This is a genomic window from Streptomyces sp. S063 (assembly GCF_002832675.1).
Taxonomy (GTDB): Bacteria; Actinomycetota; Actinomycetes; order Streptomycetales; family Streptomycetaceae; genus Streptomyces; species Streptomyces sindenensis.
The window spans coordinates 3,605,040-3,629,316 of record NZ_CP021707.1 but is presented as its reverse complement, the minus strand read 5'-3'; the positions used below and the strand labels follow the sequence as shown (position 1 = coordinate 3,629,316).

Annotated in this window: 23 protein-coding genes, 1 tRNA gene and 1 pseudogene; 10 read left to right on the top strand and 15 right to left on the bottom strand. The window is 70.4% G+C overall.

The genetic code is table 11. The features are described from left to right. Positions 1-22: 22 nt before the first annotated feature. The 6 genes from pknB to CCZ36_RS16480 all read right to left on the bottom strand — a co-directional run bounded on the left by pknB (position 23) and on the right by CCZ36_RS16480 (position 8,069). Entirely contained in the window at positions 23-1,999 is a 1,977-nt protein-coding gene (pknB, locus tag CCZ36_RS16505) for a Stk1 family PASTA domain-containing Ser/Thr kinase (protein WP_069735724.1), read from the bottom strand. A gap of 171 nt (positions 2,000-2,170) precedes the next feature. Then, complete coding sequence (locus CCZ36_RS16500; protein WP_069735725.1) at positions 2,171-3,628, bottom strand: peptidoglycan D,D-transpeptidase FtsI family protein; 1,458 nt, start codon at positions 3,626-3,628, stop codon at positions 2,171-2,173. Continuing rightward, positions 3,625-5,034, bottom strand: a complete 1,410-nt coding sequence (locus CCZ36_RS16495) for an FtsW/RodA/SpoVE family cell cycle protein (RefSeq protein ID WP_128817959.1) — start codon at positions 5,032-5,034, stop codon at positions 3,625-3,627. Before CCZ36_RS16495 ends, CCZ36_RS16500 begins: the two co-directional genes overlap by 4 nt. Before the next feature lie 22 nt (positions 5,035-5,056). Beyond that, positions 5,057-6,556, bottom strand: coding sequence for a PP2C family protein-serine/threonine phosphatase (locus tag CCZ36_RS16490; protein WP_069735727.1), 1,500 nt, complete (start codon positions 6,554-6,556; stop codon positions 5,057-5,059). Between the two features lie 129 nt (positions 6,557-6,685). Next, positions 6,686-7,204 carry an FHA domain-containing protein FhaB/FipA gene (locus CCZ36_RS16485; protein WP_006125955.1) on the bottom strand — a complete coding sequence of 173 codons (519 nt, stop codon included), beginning with the start codon at positions 7,202-7,204 and terminating at the stop codon, positions 6,686-6,688. A gap of 10 nt (positions 7,205-7,214) precedes the next feature. Further along, positions 7,215-8,069 (bottom strand): FhaA domain-containing protein, encoded by an 855-nt coding sequence (locus CCZ36_RS16480; RefSeq protein WP_069735728.1) that lies wholly within the window; start codon positions 8,067-8,069, stop codon positions 7,215-7,217. Between the two features lie 314 nt (positions 8,070-8,383). Between CCZ36_RS16480 and CCZ36_RS16475 the strand changes: the two genes are divergently transcribed. Together CCZ36_RS16475 and CCZ36_RS16470 are read left to right on the top strand one after the other, a co-directional pair. After that, a tRNA-Leu gene (locus CCZ36_RS16475) sits at positions 8,384-8,466 on the top strand. Positions 8,467-8,750: 284 nt separating this feature from the next. Then, entirely contained in the window at positions 8,751-9,581 is an 831-nt protein-coding gene (locus tag CCZ36_RS16470; protein ID WP_069743620.1) for a ScbR family autoregulator-binding transcription factor, read from the top strand. 206 nt (positions 9,582-9,787) lie between these two features. On the opposite strand, the gene CCZ36_RS16465 is transcribed toward CCZ36_RS16470, so the two are convergent. Then, the gene (locus CCZ36_RS16465) at positions 9,788-10,399 is read right to left on the bottom strand and encodes an FMN-dependent NADH-azoreductase (protein ID WP_128817958.1); all 612 of its coding nucleotides are present in this window, start codon (positions 10,397-10,399) and stop codon (positions 9,788-9,790) included. Positions 10,400-10,547: 148 nt separating this feature from the next. Here CCZ36_RS16465 and CCZ36_RS16460 point away from each other — a divergent pair, with 148 nt between their 5' ends. From CCZ36_RS16460 to CCZ36_RS16445, 4 genes are all read left to right on the top strand, one after another. Next, positions 10,548-10,898: a winged helix-turn-helix transcriptional regulator gene (locus CCZ36_RS16460; RefSeq protein ID WP_069735731.1), complete on the top strand. Its 351-nt coding sequence runs from the start codon at positions 10,548-10,550 to the stop codon at positions 10,896-10,898. A 119-nt stretch (positions 10,899-11,017) separates the two neighbouring features. Beyond that, positions 11,018-12,451 (top strand): DUF2252 domain-containing protein, encoded by a 1,434-nt coding sequence (locus CCZ36_RS16455; RefSeq protein WP_443069810.1) that lies wholly within the window; start codon positions 11,018-11,020, stop codon positions 12,449-12,451. A 93-nt stretch (positions 12,452-12,544) separates the two neighbouring features. Then, complete coding sequence (locus CCZ36_RS16450; RefSeq protein ID WP_128817957.1) at positions 12,545-13,456, top strand: hypothetical protein; 912 nt, start codon at positions 12,545-12,547, stop codon at positions 13,454-13,456. Between the two features lie 92 nt (positions 13,457-13,548). Then, positions 13,549-13,893: a rhodanese-like domain-containing protein gene (locus CCZ36_RS16445; protein ID WP_069735733.1), complete on the top strand. Its 345-nt coding sequence runs from the start codon at positions 13,549-13,551 to the stop codon at positions 13,891-13,893. 135 nt (positions 13,894-14,028) lie between these two features. Here the strand turns inward: CCZ36_RS16445 and CCZ36_RS35750 are convergent. The 6 genes and pseudogenes from CCZ36_RS35750 to paaA all read right to left on the bottom strand — a co-directional run. Further along, positions 14,029-14,214, bottom strand: a pseudogene (locus tag CCZ36_RS35750) (acyl-CoA dehydrogenase family protein); the annotation flags it as partial. A 100-nt stretch (positions 14,215-14,314) separates the two neighbouring features. After that, positions 14,315-15,373: a 2Fe-2S iron-sulfur cluster-binding protein gene (locus CCZ36_RS16435; RefSeq protein WP_128817956.1), complete on the bottom strand. Its 1,059-nt coding sequence runs from the start codon at positions 15,371-15,373 to the stop codon at positions 14,315-14,317. Next, the gene (gene paaD / locus CCZ36_RS16430; protein WP_128817955.1) at positions 15,374-15,871 is read right to left on the bottom strand and encodes a 1,2-phenylacetyl-CoA epoxidase subunit PaaD; all 498 of its coding nucleotides are present in this window, start codon (positions 15,869-15,871) and stop codon (positions 15,374-15,376) included. After that, the gene (paaC, locus tag CCZ36_RS16425) at positions 15,865-16,581 is read right to left on the bottom strand and encodes a 1,2-phenylacetyl-CoA epoxidase subunit PaaC (RefSeq protein WP_069743623.1); all 717 of its coding nucleotides are present in this window, start codon (positions 16,579-16,581) and stop codon (positions 15,865-15,867) included. Before paaC ends, paaD begins: the two co-directional genes overlap by 7 nt. Further along, complete coding sequence (gene paaB, locus CCZ36_RS16420) at positions 16,578-16,868, bottom strand: 1,2-phenylacetyl-CoA epoxidase subunit PaaB (protein ID WP_010071371.1); 291 nt, start codon at positions 16,866-16,868, stop codon at positions 16,578-16,580. Before paaB ends, paaC begins: the two co-directional genes overlap by 4 nt. Then, positions 16,865-17,980 (bottom strand): 1,2-phenylacetyl-CoA epoxidase subunit PaaA, encoded by a 1,116-nt coding sequence (gene paaA, locus CCZ36_RS16415; protein ID WP_069735738.1) that lies wholly within the window; start codon positions 17,978-17,980, stop codon positions 16,865-16,867. Before paaA ends, paaB begins: the two co-directional genes overlap by 4 nt. Before the next feature lie 115 nt (positions 17,981-18,095). Here paaA and CCZ36_RS16410 point away from each other — a divergent pair, with 115 nt between their 5' ends. The 3 genes from CCZ36_RS16410 to CCZ36_RS16400 are packed head-to-tail and all read left to right on the top strand — an operon-like array spanning position 18,096 to position 21,087. After that, on the top strand, positions 18,096-18,947 hold the full coding sequence (locus CCZ36_RS16410) for a DUF5819 family protein (RefSeq protein ID WP_164873510.1): 852 nt from the start codon (positions 18,096-18,098) through the stop codon (positions 18,945-18,947). Further along, positions 18,944-20,401 (top strand): HTTM domain-containing protein, encoded by a 1,458-nt coding sequence (locus CCZ36_RS16405; protein ID WP_128817953.1) that lies wholly within the window; start codon positions 18,944-18,946, stop codon positions 20,399-20,401. Before CCZ36_RS16410 ends, CCZ36_RS16405 begins: the two co-directional genes overlap by 4 nt. Beyond that, complete coding sequence (locus CCZ36_RS16400; RefSeq protein WP_069735741.1) at positions 20,398-21,087, top strand: TrmH family RNA methyltransferase; 690 nt, start codon at positions 20,398-20,400, stop codon at positions 21,085-21,087. The genes CCZ36_RS16405 and CCZ36_RS16400 overlap by 4 nt, the downstream gene beginning before the upstream one ends. On the opposite strand, the gene paaN is transcribed toward CCZ36_RS16400, so the two are convergent. After that, positions 21,088-22,788 (bottom strand): phenylacetic acid degradation protein PaaN, encoded by a 1,701-nt coding sequence (paaN, locus tag CCZ36_RS16395; protein ID WP_128817952.1) that lies wholly within the window; start codon positions 22,786-22,788, stop codon positions 21,088-21,090. A gap of 156 nt (positions 22,789-22,944) precedes the next feature. Between paaN and CCZ36_RS16390 the strand changes: the two genes are divergently transcribed. Then, positions 22,945-23,544, top strand: a complete 600-nt coding sequence (locus CCZ36_RS16390; protein WP_069735743.1) for a TetR/AcrR family transcriptional regulator — start codon at positions 22,945-22,947, stop codon at positions 23,542-23,544. Positions 23,545-23,666: 122 nt separating this feature from the next. Here CCZ36_RS16390 and CCZ36_RS16385 read toward each other — a convergent pair whose 3' ends face one another. Further along, positions 23,667-24,230: an Lrp/AsnC family transcriptional regulator gene (locus CCZ36_RS16385; protein WP_176735192.1), complete on the bottom strand. Its 564-nt coding sequence runs from the start codon at positions 24,228-24,230 to the stop codon at positions 23,667-23,669. Positions 24,231-24,277: the final 47 nt, after the last annotated feature.

Genomic DNA, 24,277 nt, shown 5'->3' with positions numbered 1-24,277 from the left:
CGTCGCGGGGTGCGCGGGGGGCTCAGCCGCCCGGGCCTCCGAAGAGGCCACCCCCACCGTTCTCGATGGTCACCAGCATGACGGTGCTGCCCTTGTCCGCCTCGGTGTTCGGCCCCGGGTTGCTGGTGATCACCTTGGCGTTCGGCTTGTCGACCGAACCCGGGGCGAGCTGGACCACGAAGCCGAGCCCTTCGAGCTGGCCCTTCGCGTCCTGGTACGACTTGCCCGCGATGTCACCGGGGATCTGGACCTTCTCCGGCTCGGCCGGCCCCTTGGAGACCTTGAGGACGATCTGCACGTCCTTGGCCTGGTTGCTCGGTCCCGCCGGGGTCTGTTCGATCACCTCTCCGGCCGGCTTGTCCGAGTCGACGTCGGCCCGCGAGACGTTGGTGAACCCGAGCTTGCTGAGCTGGGCGACGGCGTCGTCGTACTGCCGGGTGAGCACGTCGGGCATCGGTTCGGTCGTCTTCTTGGCCACGGTGATGGTGACCTCGGCCTCCTCGTCGGCCTTCGCGCCGCCCTTGGGGTCCTGCTTGATCACCGTCCCCTCGGCCGCCTCGGACTCCGCCGTGGTGACGTTGACCGAGAAGCCCTTGCTCTCCAGCACCTCGCGGGCGCCGTCCTCGGACTTCTCCAGGACGTTGGGGACCTCGACCTTCGGCGCTCCGGAGGAGACGACGACCGTGACGGTGCCGTCCTTGTCCATCATCGCGTCGGCCTTGGGATCCTGGGAGCAGATCTGTCCCTTCTCCTGCTCCTCGCACGGCTCTTCGGCGCCCTTCTGCACAGTGACGCCGGATCTGGACGCGAGCGTCTGCGCTTCCTCGAGCGTGGAGCCCACCAGGTTCGGGGCCTTGACCTCGTCGGCGCCCCCGTTGTCGGAGAAGATCACCCGGCCGATCAGGATCGCGCCGATGAGCACCAGGATGCCCGCGACGACCAACAGGATCGTCGAGGTGTTGCTCTTCTTCTGCCGGCCCCGGCGGCCCTGGCGGTCGTCGTAGCCGTAGCCGCCGTCGTCCGGGTTGACCGGCGGCAGCATCGAGGTCTGCGCGTTGTTCGGGTCGGCCGGGCGCAGGGCGGTCGTGGGCTGGTCGGGGTTGTAGCCGTCGTAACCCCCGTACCCGGCCGCGCCCATCGCCGCCGTGGCCGCGACCGGCTGGCCGTCGAGGCAGGCCTCGATGTCGGCGCGCATCTCGTCGGCGGACTGGTAGCGGTAGTCCGGGTCCTTGGTGAGCGCCTTCAGCACGATCGCGTCCATCTCGGGCGTGATCTCGGGGTCGAAGTTGCTCGGCGGCTGCGGCTCCTCGCGGACGTGCTGGTAGGCCACCGCTACGGGCGAGTCCCCGACGAACGGGGGCCGCACGGCGAGCAGCTCGTAGAGAAGGCAGCCGGTGGAGTACAGGTCGGAGCGGGCGTCCACCTGCTCACCCTTGGCCTGCTCCGGGGAGAGGTACTGGGCGGTGCCGATGACCGCGGCGGTCTGCGTCATCGTCATCCCGGAGTCACCCATGGCGCGGGCGATGCCGAAGTCCATGACCTTGACCTGGCCGGTGCGGGTCAGCATGACGTTCGCCGGCTTGATGTCGCGGTGGACGATCTGGGCGCGGTGCGAGTACTCCAGTGCCTGGAGGATCCCGACCGTCATCTCCAGCGTGCGCTCGGGGAGCAGCCTGCGGCCGGAGTGCAGCAGTTCCCGCAGGGTCGACCCGTCGACGTACTCCATCACGATGTACGGGATGGAGACCCCGTCGACGTAGTCCTCGCCGGTGTCGTACACGGCGACGATCGCGGGGTGGTTGAGCGAGGCGGCCGACTGGGCCTCTCGGCGGAACCGGGCCTGGAACGACGGGTCACGGGCCAGATCGGCCCGGAGCGTCTTCACAGCTACGGTGCGGCCGAGCCGGGTGTCGTGGGCGAGGTAGACCTCGGCCATGCCACCACGGCCGAGCACCGAGCCCAGCTCGTACCGGCCGCCGAGGCGACGCGGCTCTTCCATAACTGTTCCAGCCCTCTCCGTCAGTCCCGACCGCACCCGTGTGTGGTCCGCGGCGGTGCGCTGTTCGCGCATACGCTACCGGGCACGGGTGAAGTGATCAGCCCGCACCCGTCAGCCGATATCCGACCGGTATGCGATGTCCGGTATGACGGGCGACGGCCGTGACAGCTCTCACTTCTTGCTGTCGATGACCGCCTTCATCACATCGCGTGCGATGGGGGCGGCCAGGCCGCCACCGGAGATGTCGTCCCGGTTGGCGTTGCCGTCCTCGACCACGACGGCGACGGCGACCGGGGAGCCGTTGTCGGTCTTCGCGTACGAGATGAACCAGGCGTACGGCTTCTCGCTGTTGTTCAGACCGTGCTGGGCGGTACCGGTCTTGCCGCCCACTGTGACGCCGGGGATCTGCGCGTTGGTTCCCGTGCCGTCCTTGACGACGGTCTCCATCATCTGCTGGAGCTTCTGTGCGTTCTCCCCGGAGACCGCGCGGCCCAGTTCCTCGGGCTCGTGGGTGTAGACCGGGTCCAGGTTGGGGGCCTGGCGCTCGGCGACCATGTACGGCTGCATCAGCTTGCCGTCGTTGGCGATCGCGGAGGCCACCATGGCCATCTGGAGCGGGGTGGCCCGGTTCGACGCCTGACCGATGCCGGCCATCGCGTTCTGCGGCCTGTTGTCCTCGGGGTAGATGCTCGCGTCGGCGCGGACGGGCGTGAAGACTTCCTTGTTGAAGCCGAACTTGTCCGTCTGCTCGATCATCTTCTCGTTGCCGAGGTCGTCGCTCACCTTCCCGAAGACGGTGTTGCACGACCAGCGCAGGGCCTCCCGCAGTGAGGCGTCCTCGCAGGGGATGTTGCCCTCGTTCTGGAGATGCCTGTCGGTCTGCGGCAGCGTCCAGGGCAGCGGGGAATCCGTCTTGGCGTCGATGTCGTCGTACAGCCCGTTCTCCAGGGCGGCGGCGGCGGTGACGACCTTGAAGGTGGAGCCCGGGGGGTAGGTCTCGCGCAATGCCCGGTTGAGCATCGGCTTGTCCTTGTCCTTCAGGAGCTTCTGCCGCGCCTCGGAGTCCTTGTTGGAGTTGCCCGCGAAGACCGAGGGGTCGTACGAGGGGGTGCTCGCCAGCGCCAGGATGGCACCGCTCTTCGGGTCGAGAGCGACGACGGATCCCTTCTTGTCGCCGAGCCCCTTGAAGGCGGCTCGCTGGGCGTCGCCGTTCAGGGTGGTGACGACGTTGCCGCCCTGTTTCTTCTCCCCGGTGAACATGGAGAGGGTGCGGTTGAAGAACAGCTGGTCGTCGTTGCCGGTGAGGATGCCGTCCTCCAGGCTCTCCAGCTGCGAGGAGTCGAAGGCCTGCGAGGAGTAGCCGGTCACCGGGGCCCAGAGGGGCCCGTCCTTCCAGACGCGCTTGTACTTGAAGTCGCTGCCGTTGGTCTCGACGGACCCGGTGACCGCCTTGCCGTCGACGATGATGTCGCCGCGCTCGTGCGCGTACCGCTCGATGCGGATGCGGCGGTTCTCGTCGCGGGTGTTCAGATCGTCGGCGCGGACGTACTGGAGATAGTTGGTCCGCACCATCAGCGCCAGCATGAGGACGCCGCAGAAGATGGCGATCCGGCGCAGGGGCTTGTTCACGGTCGGACCACCTGGGTCATCTCGGCGTCGGTGGATGGCGCGGGGGCGGGGGCGGGCCTGCGGGCGGTGTCGCTGATCCGGATCAGGATGGCGATCAGCGCCCAGTTGGCGAGTACGGACGAACCACCGTACGCGAGGAACGGCATCGTCATACCGCTGAGCGGGATGAGGCCCATCACGCCGCCGGCGACCACGAAGATCTGGATCGCGAACGCGCCGGAGAGGCCGATGGCGAGCAGCTTCCCGAACGGGTCGCGGGCGGCCAGCGACGTACGGACGCCGCGCTCGATGATCAGGCCGTAGACCATCAGGACGGCCATCATCCCGGCCAGCCCCAGCTCCTCGCCGACCGTGGAGAGGATGAAGTCGGCGTTGGCGGCGAACATGATCAGGTCGGAGTGGCCCTGTCCGAGGCCGGTGCCGAGCGTCCCGCCCGAGGCGAAGGCCATCAGGGACTGGCCGAGCTGTTCGCTCTGTGCCCAGGTGGTCTCGGAGAAGGGTTCGAGCCATGCGTTCACACGCTGCTGTACGTGGATCTCGAAGGAGGCCACACCGACCGCGCCGGCCGCCGACATCAGCAGACCGAAGACGATCCAGCTGGTCCGCTCGGTCGCCACGTAGAGCATCACGACGAACATGCCGAAGAAGAGCAGCGAGGTGCCGAGGTCGGTCTCGAAGACCAGGATCAGGATCGACAGCCCCCAGATGGTGATGATCGGCCCGAGGTCGCGTCCGCGCGGCAGATACATGCCCATGAAGCGGCGGCTGGCCAGTGCCAGGGCGTCCCGTTTCACCATGAGATAGCCGGAGAAGAAGACCGCGATGAGGATCTTGGCGAACTCGCCCGGCTGGATCGAGAAGGGGCCGAGGCTGATCCAGATCTTCGCGCCGTTCACGGCGGGGAAGAACATCGGCAGGATCAACAGGATCAGCGCGACCACCATGGAGATGTAGGTGTAGCGCTGCAGGATGCGGTGGTCCTTGAGGACGATGAGCACCGCCACGAAGAAGGCGACGCCGATCGCCGAGTACAGCAGCTGCTTGGGGGCGTCGGGGCTGTACGCCCCGTAGGCCGCCTCGGCCCGCTGGATCAGCCGGGGCGACTGGTCCAGCCGCCAGATCAGCACCAGGCCCAGCCCGTTGAGCAGAGTGGCGAGCGGCAGCAGCAGCGGGTCCGCGTACGGCGCGAACTTGCGCACCACGAGGTGGGCCACGCCGCCGAGCAGGATCAGCCCGGCTCCGTAGCCGAACATGCCGGACGGCAGAGAACCGTCCAGGGCCAGCCCGACGTTGGCGTAGGCGAACACCGAGATGGCGATGGCGAAAACCAGCATCAACAGCTCGGTGTTGCGGCGGCTCGGCGCGTCGATCGCGCCGATGGTGGTCGTGTTGGTGACAACGCTCATGGTGCTGAAGGCCCCCTACGGCTTACTGCTTACCGCACTGCGGGACCAGCTTCTTCTCTTCCTCCGAGAGGCTGGGGCCGGGTGTGGGAGCGGTGGTCGGCTTGGTCCCCTTGGCGGAGGACGTGGCGGAAGTCCTGGTGGCGGGGGCTCCGGCGGTACCGCCGGCCTCGCCCTCGCCCGTACGCGCCCGCGTCTCGGCCTCGGCCGCGCGGCGCTGTGCGTCCTTCTTGCAGGCGGAGGCCTGGGCGGCCAGCTCGGCGATCTTCTCGCGGGCGTCGTCGATGTTGCCCTCGGCGATCGTCGACTCGACCTGCTTGCGCTGGTACGGCGGCAGGTACTTGAGCTCGATCTCGGGGTGGTTCTTCTCGACCTTCGAGAGCGAGATCCAGGCGAGGTCCTGGCTGATGCCCTGGAACAGCGCGACGTTCTCGTCCTTCGCGCCGACGTAGTACTGCGTCTGCGTCCAGCGGTAGCCGCCGTAGAGACCGCCGCCGATCACGGCCAGCGCCAGCACGATGTAGACGGAACGCTTCAGCCATGTACGGCCGCCGCGCGGTTTGACGAAGTCGTCGTCCGCATAGGAGTCGTACGAGCCGTCCGGCATGCCGTCGTAGCCGGTGTCGCCGCTGCCGGGCGGGCCGAAGCCGCCGGAGGGCGGGGGCACGGGGCGGCCGAGGCCCGCCGCGCGTCCGGCGGGCGTCTGCATGGCCCCGCCGTCGCCCAGCTGGGCCTGGTTCTCCGCGACCGCGCCGACGACGACCGGGGTGTCGTTGAGCTGCCCGGCCAGGGTGTCGTTGTTGTCGACGTCCAGGACGTCGGCGACGATGCAGGTGATGTTGTCGGGGCCGCCGCCGCGCAGGGCGAGCTGGATCAGCTCCTGGATGGTCTCCTGCGGGCCCTGGTAGCTGGCGAGGGTCTCTTCCATCGTCTGGTGCGAGACCACGCCGGAGAGGCCGTCCGAGCAGATCAGATAGCGGTCGCCGGCCCGGACCTCGCGGATGGAGAGGTCCGGCTCGACATGGTCGCCGCTGCCCAGCGCCCGCATCAGCAGGGAGCGCTGCGGGTGGGTGGTGGCCTCTTCCTCGGTGATCCGGCCCTCGTCGACCAGGCGCTGCACCCAGGTGTGGTCCTGGGTGATCTGCGTCAGGACGCCGTCGCGCAGCAGATACGCGCGGGAGTCCCCGACGTGCACCAGGCCGAGGCGCTGACCCGTCCAGAGCAGGGCGGTGAGCGTGGTGCCCATGCCCTCCAGCTGGGGGTCCTCCTCGACCATGACGCGCAGTTGGTCGTTGGCCTGCTGCACGGCGGAGCCGAGCGAGGTCAGGAGATCGGATCCCGGCACGTCGTCGTCGAGCGGGACGAGCGTGGAGATCACCTCGGAGCTGGCGACCTCACCGGCCGCCTGGCCGCCCATGCCGTCGGCGATGGCGAGGAGCCGGGGACCGGCGTAGCCGGAGTCCTCGTTGCCCTCCCGGATCATGCCCTTGTGCGACCCGGCGGCGAAGCGCAGCGACAGACTCATGCGCACCTCGCCCGTCGGCTCGGGGTACAGCCTGTCTCGAGCCACACTGCCCACCCTCCGGTCGGGAACCGGGCAGCGTCCACGGTCGGGACCGCCGCGGCTCGCTCGCTCCGCTCGCTCATTGTCGTACTACTTCCGCAGCTCGATGACGGTCTTGCCGATACGGATCGGCGCGCCCAGCGGAACAGGTGTCGGGGTGGTGAGCCGGGTCCGCTCCAGATACGTGCCGTTGGTGGACCCGAGATCCTCGACGATCCACTGGCCGTCACGGTCCGGGTAGATCCTGGCATGCCTGCTGGACGCGTAGTCGTCGTCCAGCACGATCGTTGAGTCGTGGGCCCGGCCCAGGGTGATGGTCTGGCCCTGGAGCGCGACCGTGGTGCCCGTGAGCGTGCCTTCGGACACGACCAGCTTGGTGGGCGCCCCGCGGCGCTGCCGACCGGACTGCTGACGCTGCTGGGGCGGCGCCGCTTGTTGTTGTTGGCGGCCCTGCTGGGGGCGCGTGTCGGCGGCGGTGCGGCGTGAGCCGCGCTGCGTGACACGCGTTCCGAACAGGTCGCTGCGGATGACCTGCACGGCCACGATGACGAACAGCCACAGAACAGCCAGGAAACCTAGCCGCATGACCGTCAGGGTCAGCTCTGACATTGCCCCCGCTTCACCCTTCGGCTTGCCGGTAAACGATGGTGGTGCTGCCCACGACGATCCGCGAGCCGTCGCGGAGCGTAGCGCGGGTGGTGTGCTGCCCGTCCACCACGATGCCGTTGGTGGACCCGAGATCCTGGATCGTCGAGGGCGTTCCGGTCCGGATCTCACAGTGCCGGCGCGATACGCCGGGGTCGTCGATCCGCACGTCGGCGTCGGTGGATCGTCCCATCACCAACGTCGGGCGGGAAATCTGATGGCGGGTGCCGTTGATCTCGATCCAGCGCCGCGTCCGGGCGTCCGGCATGGGGCCGGGCGCGGCCGGCGGGCGCCGGTCGCTCGTGGGGGCCGAGGGCCGTCCGGTGCCGGGCGGCGGGGCCGCGGGCATCGGCGGAGCGGCGCTCGGGGGGTAGCCGTAGCCACCGGGGGCCTGCGGGGCGCCGGGGCGGCCGGCCGGGGGCTGGTGGAGGGCCGACGGGTCCTGCTGTGACGTACTCGACGCCAGCGTGCGGCTGCGGACCCGGTAGAGCCCGGTGTCGAGGTCGTCGGCCTTTTCCAGGTGGACCTTGATCGGGCCCATGAACGTGTAGCGCTGCTGCTTGGCGTAGTCGCGCACCAGTCCGGAGAGCTCGTCGCCCAGCTGACCCGAGTACGGGCTGAGCCGCTCGTAGTCGGGGGTGGAGAGCTCGACGATGAAGTCGTTGGGGACGACGGTCCGCTCGCGGTTCCAGATCGTCGCGTTGTTGTCACACTCGCGCTGGAGGGCGCCGGCGATCTCGACGGGCTGCACCTCGGACTTGAAGACCTTGGCGAAGGTGCCGTTGACCAGCCCCTCGAGGCGCTGCTCGAAACGCTTCATGACCCCCATGGGGCACCTCCTCCGTTGTCATCGTCCCTGTACTGCTTACTGATCGTATCCACGCGTCGGGAAATCGGCTGGTTCCCCTTGTCCGGCCTGTGGATGAGTGTCACCCCTCACACGGATCGTAGAGGTGGCCTCCTCACAGTGTCCCGCACCCGGGACGCACTCAGGAGGAGTGGGGGGCGACGGTTCGGGGTTCCCGCTTCCCCTCCCGGAGCCGACAAAACAACGGATGTGAATCCACCCTGTCCAGCGTGCTAATCTTCCGTTTGTCGCCAGGCGCTCACCCCCCAAGGTGAGAGTCTGAAAACACCACTCATGCGCGAGTGGCGGAACGGCAGACGCGCTGGCTTCAGGTGCCAGTGTCCTTAGGGACGTGGGGGTTCAAATCCCCCCTCGCGCACAACGGCAGGTGCTTGCAACTGCCGAGCTTGAATCGGGAGAACCCCCGCTTCGGAGAGATCCGGAGCGGGGGTTCTTCGTCGTTGCGTGTTCGCGACAGTCTCGTCGGTGTCGATTCCGTGTTTTCGGTGGACGGGCGGGGTACGGACAGCGGGTGTGGGCACGGTTTCCGGACAGACCGATGGCCGGTGCAACGGCGCACTTGCATACGCTGGCCGCAGAGGTTGGATCGACGGCGGCTCGGCGGTGAAGGGCTGAGCGCACAGAACGTCCCGGAGGCAGGAAATGGCGAAGCAGGCTCGCGCGGTCCAGACGTGGCGGTCGATCGTGGACGCCGCGGCGAGTGTCTTCGACGACTACGGCTACGAGCGTGCCGCCATCTCGGAGATTCTCCGCCGCGCCAAGGTCACCAAGGGGGCCTTGTACTTCCACTTCGCCTCCAAGGAGGCGATCGCACAGGCGATCATGGACGAGCAGACCTCCACGGTCGAGTTCGAGCAGGAGGGATCGCCGCTCCAGTCCCTGGTGGACGGCGGCCAGCAGTTCGCTTTCGCCCTGCGCCACAACGCGATGGCCCGGGCCGGCACCAGGCTCTCCATCGAGGGCGTCTTCCTCGGCGGACCGCATCCGTGGGGCGAGTGGATCGACGCGACGGCCCGGATGCTGGAGCTGGGGCAGGAGCGGGGCGAGGTGTTCCCGCAGATCGACCCGATGGTGTCGGCCAAAATCATCGTCGCCTCGTTCACCGGTATCCAGCTGGTCTCGGAGGCCGATTCCGGGCGCGCCGATCTGCGGGAGCAGGTCGCGGAGATGTGGCGGCACATCCTCCCGTCGATCGCCCACCCGGGTGTCATCGCCCACATCAAGCCCGAGGGCCGGGTGGATCTGGCGGCCCAGGCGCGGGAGAAGGCGGAGCGGGAGGAGCAGGAAGCCCGGATTGCCGCGGAGGCCAAGGAGGCCGGTTCCGATCCCGCGACGGACACGGGCTCCCGGTCGGGCGGGGCGGGCCTGCGGGGCGGTGGACCCGGTCGTGGTACGCGGGCCGGGCAGGGCGGCGACGAGAGCGACGAGGAGCCCGCGGGCGCGGGGGTGGCGGCGGCCGGAGGGTCTGCCTGATCCGCGGGACGCGCCACGTCCACGTGCCACCTTCACCTGTCACGTCCACGTGCCACGTCCACATGCCACGTACAAGCGGCATGGCCACGCGCCATGCGCACGTGCCATGTTTCACGTGAAACGTCCGATTGATCGTGATGCGGCGGGGCCGCGGAGTTCATGGAAGAAACTCCGCGGCCCCGCCGCCTTTTGCCGTCCGCGGTTCCTCAGTCGGCGAGGCGGGTGGCCAGGGCCTTCGCCTTCTTACGGGCGTCTTCGAGCGCCTGGGTGCGGGAGGCCTCGGCGAGCGGAATCAGTTCGGCCATCGACGGCTGCGAGTGGGCGAGGGTCAGCTCCGGAACGATGAAGTCCACCTCGGCGGAGAACATGCCCGCGAACACCTTCTCCAAGTAATTCTGGACAAATTCGAAGCTCTCGCGAGGAGTGCCCGGAGCGTAGGAACCGCCGCGGCTGGCGACGACGGTCACCGAGGTCCCGGCGACGGGGGAGTCCGGTCCCGTGTTGTGCCCGACGATGATCACCTGGTCCAGCCATGCCTTGAGGGTGGACGGGATCGTGAAGTTGTACATCGGTGCGCCGATCAGGACGGCGTCCGCCGCGGCCAGTTCGTCGGCCAGCTCGCGGCGCAGCGGGTCGTCGGCGCCCGCGGCCGTGGCGCCGGCGTCCAGGTGGGGCAGCGGATCGGCGGCGAGGTCGCGGTGGACGACGGTGCCGTCCGGGTGCTGCTCGCGCCAGGCCTCGACGAACACCGCGGTGATGTCGCGGGAGGCGGAGCCCTGGGGGAAGACGGCGGAGTCGAGGTGCAGAAGCGTGGCCATGGGGATCTCCACAGAGAGGGGGAAAGGGGTGCGGGCGGGCCGACGAGACCTCGGGGGCGTCCGTGGCTAGCCGTTGCGTACGTAACTACTAATAACATAGCTACTTATTTTTAGTAAGCTGCCGACGTCGGCGCAGTACGCTGGGGGTATGGCGGATCACAACGAAGAGGCCTGTCGGCGGGTCGATGTGGGGATCAGTCGGGTCTTCGAGTTGTTCGGCAAGCGCTGGACCGGCCCGATCGTTTCGGTGCTGATGCAGCGACCGGTGCACTTCGCCGAGTTGCGCAGGGCGATTCCCGGGATCAGCGAGCGGATGCTCTCGGACCGGCTGACCGAACTCGGCGCCGCGGGCCTGGTGATCCGCGAGGTCGACGAGGGGCCGCCGCTGCGCGTCGCGTACCGGCTCACCGAGGCAGGCAGCGCGATGGAACCCGCGCTCAAGGAGCTGGGGCGGTGGGCGGACACCTATCTGTCCCCGGAGGCCCGTGGCGGCTGCTGATACACGCTGACGAATCGGCGGTACCGTCGTGCTCGGCCACTGCTGGGCGGGGGCCGTCTGCTGGGCGGGACAGCCGGGCAGCCGAAGAGCGTGTACGAGGGTGGGGGAGGCGACGCGCCATGGGCGTGACCGGGACGACGATGCCTGAACAGTGTGCCGAGGAGTCGGATCCGCGTATTCCCGTCGTGCCCGGGTTCGCCCGGCGCGGGGCCGCGAGTTCGCCGAAGGCGGCGGGCAAGGCGCTGCGCGACCGGGTGCCGCGGTCCTCGCACGCCTCGCTGGTCCTGCCGCCGGGACGGCCGGACGCGGTGCGGGCCGTCGAGGAGTCGAACCAGGGCCGTGTGCCGGGGCTGACCCCGATACGGGTGGGCCGGATGGCGGCCACGCCCTTCGCCTTCCTGCGGGGTGCGGCCGGGCTGATGGCCCACGACCTGACGGGCAGCCCGGTCACCGGTGTGGGCGCCCAGCTCTGCGGTGACGCGCACGCGGCCAACTTCGGCCTCTACGGCGATGCCCGGGGCAGCCTGGTCATCGATCTCAACGACTTCGACGAGACCGTCTTCGGGCCGTGGGAGTGGGACCTCAAGCGGCTCGCCACCTCCCTGGTGCTCGCGGGCCGGGCCACCGGGGCCGACGAGGACACCTGCCGCCGGGGCGCGTACGACGCCGTCGGCGCCTACCGTCGCACGATGCGGCTGCTGGCCCGGCTGCCCGCTCTCGACGCCTGGAACGCGATCGCGGACGAGGAACTGGTCTCGCACACGGACGCGCGCGACCTGGCCGGCACCCTGGAGCGGGTCTCGGAGAAGGCCCGCAACAACACCAGCGCTCGGTTCGCCGCCCGGTCCACCGAGGAGTGCCCCGACGGCGGCCGTCGCTTCGTCGACGCGCGGCCCGTGCTGCGCCGGGTGCCGGACGCCGAGGCCGCGGTCGTGGCGGCCGGTCTCGGCGGCTATCTCTCCACCGTCTCCGAGGACCGGCTGCCGCTGCTGGCCCGGTACACGATCCACGACGTGGCGTTCCGGGTGGTCGGCACCGGCAGCGTGGGCACCCGGTCGTATGTGGTGCTGCTGCTCGACCACCGGGGAGAGCCGCTGGTCCTCCAGGTGAAGGAGGCGCGCCCCTCGGTGCTCACCCCCTATCTGCCCGTGGTCGGGTTCGACGTACCGGAGGTGGCGCACGAGGGCCGCCGGGTGGTGCTCGGACAGAAGCGGATGCAGGTCGTCAGCGACATCCTGCTCGGCTGGGCGGACGTCGACGGCCGGCAGTTCCAGGTCCGGCAGTTCCGGAACCGCAAGGGCAGCGTGGACCCCGCAGCGCTCGCCGCCGACCAGGTCGACGACTACGGGCGGATGACCGGTGCGCTGCTGGCCCGGGCGCACGCCCACAGCGCCGACCCCCGGCTGCTCGCGGGCTACTGCGGCAAGAACGACGAGCTGGACGAGGCGGTGGCCGCCTTCGCGGTGACGTACGCCGACCGTACGGAAGCGGACCACGCCGAGCTGCTGCGGGGGATCAAGGCGGGCAGGCTGGCCGCCGAGTTCGGTGTGTGACCGGTCCGGGTCCGGCGCGCGCGTGAAGCGGTGGGTCCGGTTCGGGCCCACCGCGTGTGCCGTGCCGCCGGGCTGTGGCCATACGCTGGACGGGTGACCCACGAAGCCGCCGGGGTGCCGACCACCCGGAACGATGAAGACCGGCAGGACAACGTCCCGCAGGACAGCGACGACGTCCAGGACGTCCGGCAGGACGAGGCCGGGGAGGCCGCCGCTCCCGAGGACGCCGAGCAGCGGCCCGAGGCCCGGCTGGCCCGGGCGGTGCAGGTCGCCGAGCAGGCGTTGATCGAGTTCGAGATCGCGGTGGAGACCTTCCGGGTGGAGGTCGAGAACTTCTCCCGGCTGCACCACCAGAAGCTCGGTCCGATGTACACGCGTCTCGACGAGCTGGACGCGCTCATCGCGGAGGCGCGGGCGGCGAAGACCGGGGACCCGGAGGACCAGCGCAAGGCGCGCGAGGCGCGGGCGGTCGTCATGCCGATGCCCGGGGTCGACGAGCTGTTCCACGACTGGATGGACACCGACGGGCTCTCCCCCGAGGCCGCGGCCATGCTCACCGAGCAGCCGGTCCGGCCTCCGAAGCGGGTCAGGCCGAGCGAGGAAGCCCGCAGGCTCTACCGGGAGCTGGCTCGCAAGGCGCACCCGGACCTCGCCCAGGACGAGGTGGAGCGGCAGCGCCGGGACGAGTTCATCGCCCGGGTGAACGCCGCCTACGGCCGCGGTGACGTCGAGCTGCTCAAGGAGCTCGTGGCGGAGTGGGAGGCCGGTCCGGTGCAGCCGCCGGCCCCGCTGAGCGAGAGCGAGGAACTCTACGCCCGGCTGGAGTGGCTCAGCCGGCGCAAGGAGCTGCTGACGGTGCTCGCCAAGGAGCTGGAGGACGGCGCGATCGGCTCGATGCTGCGGATGGCCCCCGACGACCCGGACCAACTGCTGGAGGACATCGCGGAGCAGCTGCTGGGCGAGGTGTCCCGGCGCGAGGCCGAGCTCGCGGAGATGACGCAGTAGGCGGAGCGGGCGCAGTGGGCAGGGTGCGGGAGGCGGGGTGCAGTAGCGTTCCGGATGACTCTTCCGCGTATGTACGAGAGAAGGCATGACCCATGAATTTCGCCCCGCTGCCCTCGGTTGACGCCGCCGCGGTGCCGTCGGACGGCTTCGTCCTGGACGTCCGTGAGAACGACGAGTGGGCGGCCGGTCACGTCGAGGGTGCGCTGCACATTCCGATGAGCGATTTCGTGGGCCGGTTCGGCGAGCTGACCGAGGCGGCCGAGGACGGCCGGCGCGTGCATGTGATGTGCCGGGTGGGCGGCCGGTCGGCCCAGGTCACCCAGTACCTGGTCCAGCAGGGCATCGACGCGGTGAACATCGAAGGCGGCATGCAGGCCTGGGACGGCGCCGGCCGCCCGATGGTCACGGACAACGGGACGCCCGCCTTCGTCCTCTGACTCGGCCCTCCGGGCCTCCGGGCCCGGACGGTGTCAGCCCGAGCCGGAGCGTGTCAGCCGAGCTGGTGGGCGGCCAGCAGGTCGCCCAGCGCCTCCTCGTGGGCCGCCGCCGGGCCGAGGGAGAGCTCGATCTGCCGGTGACAGTGTGAGCCCCAGCAGGTCCGTGCGCGCCAGCTCGTGCCACAACTGCCGGTCGATGTCCTCCGCCGCCGCCCCCGGGGCCAGGGCGGGGCTGGGGGCGCGGTCGGGTGCGACATCCGAGAAGACGGCCCTGGCCGCCTCGACGGCCGCCCGCTGTTCCTCGGTGAAGGTGAAGTCCACTGTCCCAACCTCCCGTTGACCCTGAGCTAGCTGACGGACCGTCAAGACAGAACAGGTTCTATGGGATGGGAAGGGAACGGTGCTGTGGCTCCTTTGGGCCTCAGCGGTCGAAGTCCAGCTCCACCTCAGGGGTGAGCGGATGCGACTGGCAGGCCAGCACGAAGCCCGCCTCCGTCTCCTCCGGTTCGAGGGCGAAGTTGCGGTCCATCCGGACCTCGCCCGAGACGAGGAACGCGCGGCAGGTCCCGCAGACCCCGCCCTTGCACGCGTACGGAGCGTCCGAGCGGCTTCGCAGCACCGTCTCCAGCAGGGATTCCGCGTTCTCCACGGGCCAGCTGCCCGAGCGGCCGTGGAGGGTGGCCGTCAGCACGGAGTCGGACGGGGCGGCGACCTTGGCCACCGTCGCGTCGGATGGGCCCTCGTCGACGTGGAAGATCTCCTGATGGACCCGGGAACGGTCGACGCCGAGCGCCTTCAGGGCCTTCTCCGTGCCCCGGACGAGACCCAGTGGCCCGCACAGGAACCAGCCGTCCACCTCCGGCACCGGGAGCACGGCGGGCAGCAGACCGGTGAGCCGTTCGGTGTCCAGCCGCCCGGAGGGGAGGCCGGCCGACTGCTCCTCCCGGGAGAGCGCGGTGACCAGCTGGAAGCGGTCCGGATAGCGGTCCTTGAGGTCGGCCACCTCGTCGAGGAACATCGTCGAGGCCGCCGTGCGGTCGCTGCGGATCAGACAGAACCGGGCCGTCGGCTCCCGGTCGAGCAGGGTGGCCGCCATCGACAGCACCGGGGTGATGCCGCTGCCGCCGACCACCGCCGCGAACAGGCCCGGGCGCGGCTTCAGCACGAAGCGGCCCATCGGAGGCATGGCCTCCACCTGGTCTCCGACGGCCAGCTCCTTCAGGGCGTACGTGGAGAACGCTCCGCCCTCGACCATGCGGATGCCCACCCGCAGCACGGGTTCGCCGGGCTGTTCGGTGGCCGGTGCGCAGATCGAGTAGGAACGGCGGACCTCCTTGCCGTCCACGGTGTAGCGCACGTTCAGATGCTGGCCGGGGGTGTGGCGGAAGGTCTCGCGCAGCTCGGCCGGCACGGCGAGCGTCACGGCCACCGCGTCGTCCGTGATCCGTTCGATCGCGCTGACCCGGAGCGGATGGAACATCTACAACTCCTTGAAGTGGTCGAACGGTTCACGACAGGCGACGCAGCGACGCAGCGCCTTGCACGCCGTGGAGGAGAACCGGCTGAGCAACTCCGTGTCCGTGGAGCCGCAGTGCGGGCAGCGCACCGAGAGCGTCAGCGGCACGGGGCCGCCGTCGGCGCGGTGGGCGCGCGGCGGTGCTATGCCGAACTCCGCCAGCTTGCGGCGCCCTTCGGCACTGATGTCGTCCGTCGACCAGGCCGGCGCGAGGACCGTGACCACGGATACCTCGGGCACGCCGTGGTCGTGCAGCACCCGCTCGATGTCGGCGGACATCGCCTCGATCGCCGGGCAGCCGGTGTACGTCGGGGTGAGCCGCACGGTCACCCGGCCCGGGCCCTCCACCTGGACATCCCGCAGGACACCCAGCTCCGCCAGGGTCAACACCGGGAGCTCGGGGTCGGGCACGGAGCCGGCCAGCTCGCGCAGCTCCGCCTCCAGCAGCGTGTCGGTCACCATGACGCCCCCGGGTGACTGCGGTGCAGGTGCTGCATCTCGGCGAGCATGCGGCCGAACGGCTCGGTGTGCAGGCCCTGACGGCCCGCGCCCGCGGCCCAGCCCCCGGACCGCGGGCCCGCGGGGAGAGTCAGCGTGGCGCGCTCGACGACATCGGTGACGGCGGCGAGCCAACTGCTCTCCAGCGCCTGCCGGTCGACCCCGGACTCCGGGGAGTCGATCCCTTCGACCGGCTGGAACATCTCACCGGTGAACCGCCACAGCGCGTCCAGTCCGCTCTGCATCCGGCCGTGGCTCTCCTCCGTGCCGTCCCCGAGCCGCAGGACCCACTGCTCGGCGTGGTCACGGTGGTAGGCCACCTCCTTCACGGCCTTGGCCGCCAGACCGGCGAACTCGCCGCCCCCGGCCGCCAGCCGCTCGTACAGCAGATGCTGATACACGGAGAAGTAGAGCTGCCGGGCGATGGTGTGGGCGAAGTCCCCGTTCGGCTGCTCGACCAGCTGGAGGTTGCGGAAGGCGCGCTCCTCGCGGAGGTAGGCCAGCTCGTCCTCGTCGCCGACGAGCGAGAGCAGCACCCGTGCCTGCCCCAGCAGGTCCAGCGCGATGTTGGCGAGCGCCACCTCCTCCTCCAGGACGGGGGCGTGACCGGCCCACTCCCCCAGCCGGTGCGAGAGCACCAGCGCGTCGTCGCCGAGGGCGAGTGCGGCGCTCACAGGTGCTTCACCCCGTCCGGGATCTCGTAGAACGTCGGGTGGCGGTAGGGCTTGTCGCCGGCCGGCTCGAAGAAGGAGTCCTTCTCGTCGGGGGAGGAGGCGGTGATCGCGGTGGATGGGATCACCCAGATCGAGACGCCCTCCGAGCGGCGGGTGTAGAGGTCGCGGGCGTTGCGCAGGGCCATCTCGGCGTCCGGCGCGTGGAGGCTGCCCGCGTGGGTGTGGGACAGCCCGCGCCGCGAGCGGACGAACACCTCCCACAGAGGCCAGTCGGTCGAGCTGCTCATGCCGTCTCCTCCACATGCTGCGCGGGCGCGCTGGTCTGTGCCGATGCCGATGCCGATGCCGATGCCTGTGCCCGGGGCGATGCCTGTGCCGGGGCGTGCTTCGCGGCGTACGCGGCTGCCGCGTCCCGGACCCAGGCGCCCTCCTCGTGGGCCCTGCGCCGCTGGGTGATCCGCTGTTCGTTGCAGGGGCCGTTGCCCTTGAGGACCTCCTGGAACTCCGACCAGTCGATCGCGCCGAAGTCGTGGCTGCCCAACTCCTCGTTCCACCGGATGTCGGGGTCCGGGAGCTCCAGGCCCAGCGCTTCGGCCTGGGGCACGCAGATGTCGACGAAGCGCCGGCGCAGCTCGTCGTTGGAGTGCCGCTTGATCTTCCAGGCCATCGACTGCTCGGAGTGCGACGAGGCGTCGTCGGGCGGGCCGAACATCATCAAGGAGGGCCACCACCAGCGGTTCACCGCGTCCTGGGCCATGGCGTGCTGGGCCTCGGTGCCACGGCTGAGGGCGAGCAGCAGCTCGTACCCCTGGCGCTGGTGGAAGGACTCCTCCTTGCAGATGCGGACCATCGCGCGGGCGTAGGGGCCGTAGGAGCAGCGGCAGAGCGGCACCTGGTTGGTGATCGCCGCGCCGTCCACCAGCCAGCCGATCGCGCCGACGTCGGCCCAGGTCAGCGTGGGGTAGTTGAAGATCGACGAATAGCGCTGACGGCCCGCGTGGAGCTTGTCGAGCAGCTCCTCGCGGCTGGTGCCCAGGGTCTCGGCGGCGCTGTAGAGATACAGGCCGTGGCCCGCCTCGTCCTGAACCTTGGCCATGAGGATCGCCTTGCGGCGCAGCGAGGGCGCCCGGGTGATCCAGTTGGCCTCGGGCTGCATGCCGATGATCTCCGAGTGCGCGTGCTGGGCCATCTGGCGGATCAGCGTCGCCCGGTAGGCATCGGGCATCCAGTCGCGCGGCTCGATCCGCTCGTCCGCCGCCACGGCCGCGTCGAAGGCCGCGAGGTGGTCCGCAACCGCCGCGTCCGTCGCGTCCGCCGCACCGGTCGAACCCGCTCCACCCGCCGCATTCGCCGTGCCGAGCGTCTTCTGCGTCGTCTGGTGCGCAGTCACTGCCGCCATCCCGGGCTCCCTACCGACCGATCGTTCGGTTCCTTGACTTCAATGGTGAGTCGGAGGCCCGTAGGGTGTCAACCCTGTGGATAACTGAGTGGTGATCGACGGTGAGCGGGGCGGGATGGATTCGGACCACGACGGGAGCTCTGCGGGCGGGGGGAAGGACGCCTGGCCGCAGGCGTTGAACCGGCCGACGGAGGCGCGGGACACCCCCGACGTCATGCCGCCGAACGGAGCCGTACCGCCGAACCACGCGCTCACCACGCCCCCGACGCCGCCGGCCGAGCCCTTTGCCACCGGCCGGGGCATAGCCGGGCTCTCGTCTCCGTACCAGGTGGTCGCGGCCCTGGCGTTGTCCCTGATCGGGCTGCTCGCCTGCACGCAGGTGGCCATGGTGTTCCTGCACGTCGCCCCGTCCAACACGCTGACCAAGGAGCACGGGAAGACGATCGACCGCTGGATCTACCCGGAGTTCGAGCAGAACTGGAAGCTGTTCGCGCCCAACCCGCTCCAGCAGAACGTCGCCGTCCACGTGCGGGCCGAAGTGGTCGATGCCGGCGGGAGCCGCACCACCCGGTGGATGAACCTGACCCACGAGGACGCCAAAGGGATACGCGGCAACTTCTTCCCCAGCCACGTGAACCAGAACGAGCTCCGCCGGGGCTGGGACTTCTACATCAACTCCCACGACAGCGAGAACCGCCCCAACGGGCTGCGCGGGGACCTCTCCGAGCGCTACGTACGGCGCATCGCGATGCTGCGGCTGAGCGAGCGTGACTACGGCGGCACGATCGAACGCATCCAGCTCCGCTCCGCCACCAGCTCCATCGCACCGCCCCCGTGGAGCACCGAGAAGATCAGCACCCGGCCCGTCTACCGGGTACTCCCCTGGTGGACCGTGACCTCCGACGATCTTCCCGAGCATGCGGCAGAGAAGCGCCGGGACGCGGCACGTGCGGAGGCGAACCAGTGACCATCCCCTCGCCCCAGAGCCCCCAGGATCCGGCCCCCCAGGGTCCGGCCCCCCAGGACCCGGTCTCGCAGGACGCGGCTCCGCGGAAGCCGGCCCCACTGCCGGCCGGACCGCGGCTGACCGGCCCGCAGTCCGCCGGGCCCCGGGCACCACGTTCCGGCAGCCCCGGTGGTGGTCTGGCCCGTGGCCTTCAGCGTGTCACCGCCTCGGCCCTCGGCCCGTACCAGAGCGCCGTCGTCCGGATCGGTTTCGCCGCCACCTACCTCTTCTTCCTGCTGCGCGAGCTGCCGCACCGCCATGAGCTGTACGGTCCGGACAGCCCGTGGCACTGGGATCTGGCCCGCCAGCTCACGGAGGGCAACCGGGCCTTCTCCGTCCTGATGTGGACCGACAGCACGGTGTGGTTCGAGGCGGTCTACGTCCTCACGCTGCTGTCCGCCGCGGCGCTGATGCTCGGCTGGCGGACCCGGACCATGTCCGTCCTCTTCATGGTCGGCGTGCTCTCGGTGCAGAACCGCAGCATCTTCATGGGCGACGGCGGCGACAACGTCGTCCACCTCATGGCGATCTACCTGGTGCTGACGCGCTGCGCCCAGGTCTGGTCGCTGGACGCCCGCCGCGCGGCGCGCAACGCGCGGCGGGCCGCCGAGGGCCTGCCGCCCCTCCGGGACATCGTGGGCCCGGTGCTCTGGGTGGTCCTCGGCCACGTTCTCGTGACGGCCACCGTGATGGGCGGGCTCGGCGGCACCTGGTGGCTGCCGACGCTGCTGTGGATCCTCTGGCTCTCCGCTGCCGCGTGGTGGGTCGTGAACCGCTACGCGCCGCAGAGCGAGCCCCGCACCCTGCTCGACGTGCTGGCCAATCTCACGCACAACGCCACGCTCGCCGTGATCATGGCCGAGGTCTGCCTGATCTACGCGACCGCCGGCTGGTACAAGATCCAGGGCTCGCGTTGGCAGGACGGCACCGCGCTCTACTACCCGCTCAACCTCGACTACTTCACCCCGTGGCCCGCCCTCTCGGACATCCTGGGCGCCAGCGGGCTGATGGTTATGGTGCTGACGTACGGCACGGTCATCGTCCAGGTCGCCTTCCCGTTCACGCTGTTCAACCGGCGGGTCAAGAACGTCCTGTTGATCGTGATGATCGGTGAGCACGCGGGGATCGCCCTGCTGCTCGGGCTGCCCTTCTTCTCCATGGCGATGATCGCGGCCGACGCGGTGTTCCTGCCGACGGCCTTCCTCGTGTGGCTGGGCACCCGGGCCACGATCGGCAGGCGGCGACTGCTCTCCCGGCTGCCCGGCCGGTCCCGTACGCAGGGGAATACCGGGACGCCCGCCCGCGCGGACGGTACGGACGGACGGCCGGCGGACGGCCCGGCGCGGGGCGGCCACGGCGGTACGGAGGAGCCCCGGCTCCAGGGCGGCGGCGGGGGCCATACGCTCGTCGGGTGAGCAGTGAGACCGGCAGAACCCAAGAACCCCCGGCGGAACCCCTCCAGTACGACGAGGGCTACGGCCAGCCGATCGGCGTCGGGCCGCACCCGCTGCCCTGGCCCGACGACGAGCGCTACGACCCCGAGCTGCTGGCCCAGGGCGACCGGCGCAACGTCGGTGATGCCTACCGCTACTGGACGCGGGAGGCGATCGTCGCCGATCTCGACCTGCGGCGGCACGACTTCCATGTGGCCGTGGAGAACTGGACCCACGACTTCAACATCGGCTCGGTGGTCCGGACCGCCAACGCCTTCCTGGCCAAGGAGATCCACATCGTGGGCCGACGGCGCTGGAACCGGCGCGGCGCCATGGTCACCGACCGCTACCAGCACGTGCGCCACCACTCCGACACGGCGGACCTGACCGCCTGGGCGACGGCCGAGGGGCTGCCGATCATCGGAATCGACAACCTCCCCGGCGCCGTACCGCTGGAGCGCACCGAACTGCCGCGCCGCTGCGTCCTGCTGTTCGGACAGGAGGGGCCGGGCCTCACCGAGGAGGCGCGTGAGCACGCCACGACGGTGTGCTCGATCGCGCAGTTCGGCTCGACCCGGTCCATCAACGCCGGAGCCGCCGCGGCCATCGCGATGCACGCGTGGATCCAGCGGTACGCCGACGTCCCGGACCCGCGGGGGACCCGCTAGTCACGCCTGGCGGCGCACCTCCACCACACGGAAGCGGTTGGCGACGAACGCCGCGTCACACAGGGCCGCGTTGGCGGCCGGGTTGCCACCGGAGCCGTGGAAGTCGGAGAAGGCGGCGGTCTGGTTGACGAACACCCCGCCGGTCAGGTTCAGCGAGAGCTGGGCCGACTCGTCCAGGCAGACGTCCTCGATCGCGCGCTCCACCTCGGGGGAACTGGTGTACGCGCCGACCGTCATGGCGCCCTTCTCCCGGATCGTGCGGCGCAGCAGGTCCAGGGCGGCGGACGTCGACTCCACGGCGACGGCGAAGGACACCGGCCCGAAGCACTCCGAGAGGTAGGCGGCGCCGTCGTCGGGCTTGGTGCCGTCGAGCTTCACGACGACCGGTGTACGGACGACCGCGTCGGGGAACTCGGCATGGGCGACCGTACGCGAGGGAAGCGCGACCTCGCCCAGCTCTCCCGCCGCCTCCACCCGGGCCCTGACATCGGGGTTGACCAGCGCGCCGAGCAGGCCGGCGGCGCGGGCGTCGTCGCCGAGGAGTCCGGTGACGGCGGCCGAGAGGTCGGCGACCACGTCGTCGTAGGACTTGGCGCCGTCGTCGGTGGCGATGCCGTCCCGGGGGATCAGCAGGTTCTGCGGGGTGGTGCACATCTGGCCGCTGTACAGCGAGAGCGAGAACGCCAGGTTGGCCAGCATGCCCCGGTAGTCGTCGGTGGAGTCGACGACGATCGTGTTGACGCCGGCCTTCTCCGTGTAGACCTGGGCCTGGCGGGCGTTCTCCTCCAGCCAGTCGCCGAACGCGGTGGAGCCGGTGTAGTCGATGATCCGGATCTCGGGGCGGACCGCCAGGGTCTTGGCGATGCCCTCGCCGGGCCGCTCGGCGGCCAGCGCGACCAGGTTCGGGTCGAAGCCCGCCTCGCCCAGGACCTCGCGGGCGATGGACACCGTGAGGGCCAGGGGGAGCACGGCGCGCGGGTGGGGCTTGACCAGCACCGGATTGCCCGTGGCGAGGGAGGCGAAGAGGCCGGGATAGCCGTTCCACGTGGGGAACGTGTTGCAGCCGATGACCAGCGCGATCCCGCGGCCGGACGTGATGAACGACTTGTGCAGCTTGAGGGGGTCGCGCTTGCCCTGCGGCTTCGACCAGTCGGCCGTGTCGGGGGTGCGGACCTGCTCGCGATAGGCGTACGCCACGGCCTCCAGGCCGCGGTCCTGGGCGTGCGGGCCGCCCGCCTGGAACGCCATCATGAAGGCCTGACCGCTCGTGTGCATCACGGCGTGGGCCAGCTCATGGGTGCGGGCGCTGATCCGCGACAGGATCTCCAGACAGACCAGGGCCCGGATCTCCGGTCCCGCCGCCCGCCAGGCGGCGGTGCCGGCCTTCATCGCCGGCAGCAGGACATCCGGGTCGGCATGCGGATACTCGACGCCGAGCTCGGGACCGTACGGCGAGGTCTCACCGCCGACCCAGCCGTCGGTGCCCGGCTGCCCGAGGTCGAGCCGGGTGCCCAGCAGCGCGTCGAAGGCGGCCTTGCCCTCGGCCGCCCCGAGGCTGCCCGGGGCGCCGCCCTCGCCGTACGCCTTCGGGTGCTCGGGGTGCGGCGACCAGTACGCGCGGGTACTGATCACGTCGAGGGCCTGGTCGAGCGTGGGCCGGTGGGTCTCGGACAGCTGCTGGGGGGTGAGCGCGGAGGCCATGGCGGACCAACTCCTCATCGAGCCGGGCGGGGACGTACGGACGGAGTTAGAGTAACCGAACGATCGGTCGGGACAAGGGGTCCTCGGCAACCTGTGGACAACTTCGACGGTCCCCGCCTGTGCGGGGCTGATCCCTCATGGGGGAGGATCGCGGACATGACCACGGCCAAGCGGGACACGTACACACCGGAGACCCTGCTCACCGTCGCCGTCCGTGTCTTCAACGAGCGCGGCTACGACGGCACGTCCATGGAGCATCTCTCCCGGGCGGCGGGTATCTCCAAATCCTCCATCTACCACCATGTAGCGGGCAAGGAGGAGCTGTTGCGCCTGGCCGTGAGCCGGGCGCTCGACGGGCTCTTCGCCATCCTCGACGAGCCGGGGGCGCAGCGCGGGCGCGCGGTGGAGCGGGTCGAGTACGTCACGCGCCGGACCGTGGACGTGCTGATGGAGGAGGTCCCCTACGTCACCCTGCTGCTGCGGGTGCGCGGCAACACGAAGACGGAGCGCTGGGCGCTGGAGCGGCGCCGCGAGTTCGACCAGCGGGTGGCGGAGCTGCTCCAGGGCGCGGTCGCCGAGGGCGACCTCCGGGCCGACGTTGACATACGGCTGGCGACCCGGCTGCTGTTCGGCATGGTGAACTCGCTGGTCGAGTGGTACCGGCCGCAGCCGGGCGGATTCCCCGGCGAGGAGCAGCTCGCGGACACGGTCGTCAAGCTGGCCTTCGAGGGCATGCGGGCGAGCGGCGCCCGCTGAGCCCGCCGGGCATCGGGCTCCCGCGCACGGTCCGGTAACCGTACGTATCGTCGTCGGGCGACCACGCACGGCACGGTCCGGTGGCCGTACGTTTCACCGTCCGGCGACCGCGCACGGCACGGTCAGGCGAGTTCGGCCGGCCGGTCCGGGAGCGGTCCGAGGTCCGTCTCCTCGAACACCAGCAGCGTGCGCGTCGAGAGCACCTCGGGGATGGACTGGATCCGGGTGAGGACCAGCTCGCGCAGTGCCCGGTTGTCCGGCGTGTGCACCAGAAGCAGTACGTCGAAGTCGCCGCTGACCAGGGCGAGGTGTGAGGCCCCCGGCAGCGCCTGGAGCTGCTCGCGCACGGTGCGCCAGGAGTTCTGCACGATCTTGAGCGTGATGTACGCGGATGCGCCCTGGCCGGCCCGCTCGTGGTCGAGCCGGGCGCCGAAGCCGCGGATCACGCCGTCCTCGACGAGTCGGTTGATCCGGGCGTAGGCGTTGGCGCGCGAGACGTGGACCCGCTCGGCCACGGACCGTATCGAGGCGCGGCCGTCCGTCTGGAGGATGCGCAGGATGTCGCGGTCGATGGCGTCCAGCGGCCGCGCGGGCGGAACCGGCACCGGCTCCGGGCTCGCGGGGGCGGCGGCCGACGGTGCCGGGGCCGGCGGGGTCCGCTCCTGCTCCTCGCCCCTGTCGGCCATTTGTTCAGCTGCCATCGGCCCGCGCCTCCCTGTCGTGGACGACCTGT

What these genes read in the sequence shown, in the direction of transcription:
- pknB (WP_069735724.1), bottom strand. Translation starts at nt 1,999, where the DNA reads ATGGAAGAGCCGCGTCGCCTCGGCGGCCGGTACGAGCTGGGCTCGGTG.
- CCZ36_RS16495 (WP_128817959.1), bottom strand. Translation starts at nt 5,034, where the DNA reads ATGAGCGTTGTCACCAACACGACCACCATCGGCGCGATCGACGCGCCG.
- CCZ36_RS16490 (WP_069735727.1), bottom strand. Translation starts at nt 6,556, where the DNA reads ATGAGTCTGTCGCTGCGCTTCGCCGCCGGGTCGCACAAGGGCATGATC.
- CCZ36_RS16485 (WP_006125955.1), bottom strand. Translation starts at nt 7,204, where the DNA reads ATGTCAGAGCTGACCCTGACGGTCATGCGGCTAGGTTTCCTGGCTGTT.
- CCZ36_RS16480 (WP_069735728.1), bottom strand. Translation starts at nt 8,069, where the DNA reads ATGGGGGTCATGAAGCGTTTCGAGCAGCGCCTCGAGGGGCTGGTCAAC.
- CCZ36_RS16470 (WP_069743620.1), top strand. Translation starts at nt 8,751, where the DNA reads ATGGCGAAGCAGGCTCGCGCGGTCCAGACGTGGCGGTCGATCGTGGAC.
- CCZ36_RS16465 (WP_128817958.1), bottom strand. Translation starts at nt 10,399, where the DNA reads ATGGCCACGCTTCTGCACCTCGACTCCGCCGTCTTCCCCCAGGGCTCC.
- CCZ36_RS16460 (WP_069735731.1), top strand. Translation starts at nt 10,548, where the DNA reads ATGGCGGATCACAACGAAGAGGCCTGTCGGCGGGTCGATGTGGGGATC.
- CCZ36_RS16455 (WP_443069810.1), top strand. Translation starts at nt 11,018, where the DNA reads ATGGGCGTGACCGGGACGACGATGCCTGAACAGTGTGCCGAGGAGTCG.
- CCZ36_RS16445 (WP_069735733.1), top strand. Translation starts at nt 13,549, where the DNA reads ATGAATTTCGCCCCGCTGCCCTCGGTTGACGCCGCCGCGGTGCCGTCG.
- CCZ36_RS16435 (WP_128817956.1), bottom strand. Translation starts at nt 15,373, where the DNA reads ATGTTCCATCCGCTCCGGGTCAGCGCGATCGAACGGATCACGGACGAC.
- paaD (WP_128817955.1), bottom strand. Translation starts at nt 15,871, where the DNA reads ATGGTGACCGACACGCTGCTGGAGGCGGAGCTGCGCGAGCTGGCCGGC.
- paaB (WP_010071371.1), bottom strand. Translation starts at nt 16,868, where the DNA reads ATGAGCAGCTCGACCGACTGGCCTCTGTGGGAGGTGTTCGTCCGCTCG.
- paaA (WP_069735738.1), bottom strand. Translation starts at nt 17,980, where the DNA reads ATGGCGGCAGTGACTGCGCACCAGACGACGCAGAAGACGCTCGGCACG.
- CCZ36_RS16410 (WP_164873510.1), top strand. Translation starts at nt 18,096, where the DNA reads ATGGATTCGGACCACGACGGGAGCTCTGCGGGCGGGGGGAAGGACGCC.
- paaN (WP_128817952.1), bottom strand. Translation starts at nt 22,788, where the DNA reads ATGGCCTCCGCGCTCACCCCCCAGCAGCTGTCCGAGACCCACCGGCCC.
- CCZ36_RS16390 (WP_069735743.1), top strand. Translation starts at nt 22,945, where the DNA reads ATGACCACGGCCAAGCGGGACACGTACACACCGGAGACCCTGCTCACC.
- CCZ36_RS16385 (WP_176735192.1), bottom strand. Translation starts at nt 24,230, where the DNA reads ATGGCCGACAGGGGCGAGGAGCAGGAGCGGACCCCGCCGGCCCCGGCA.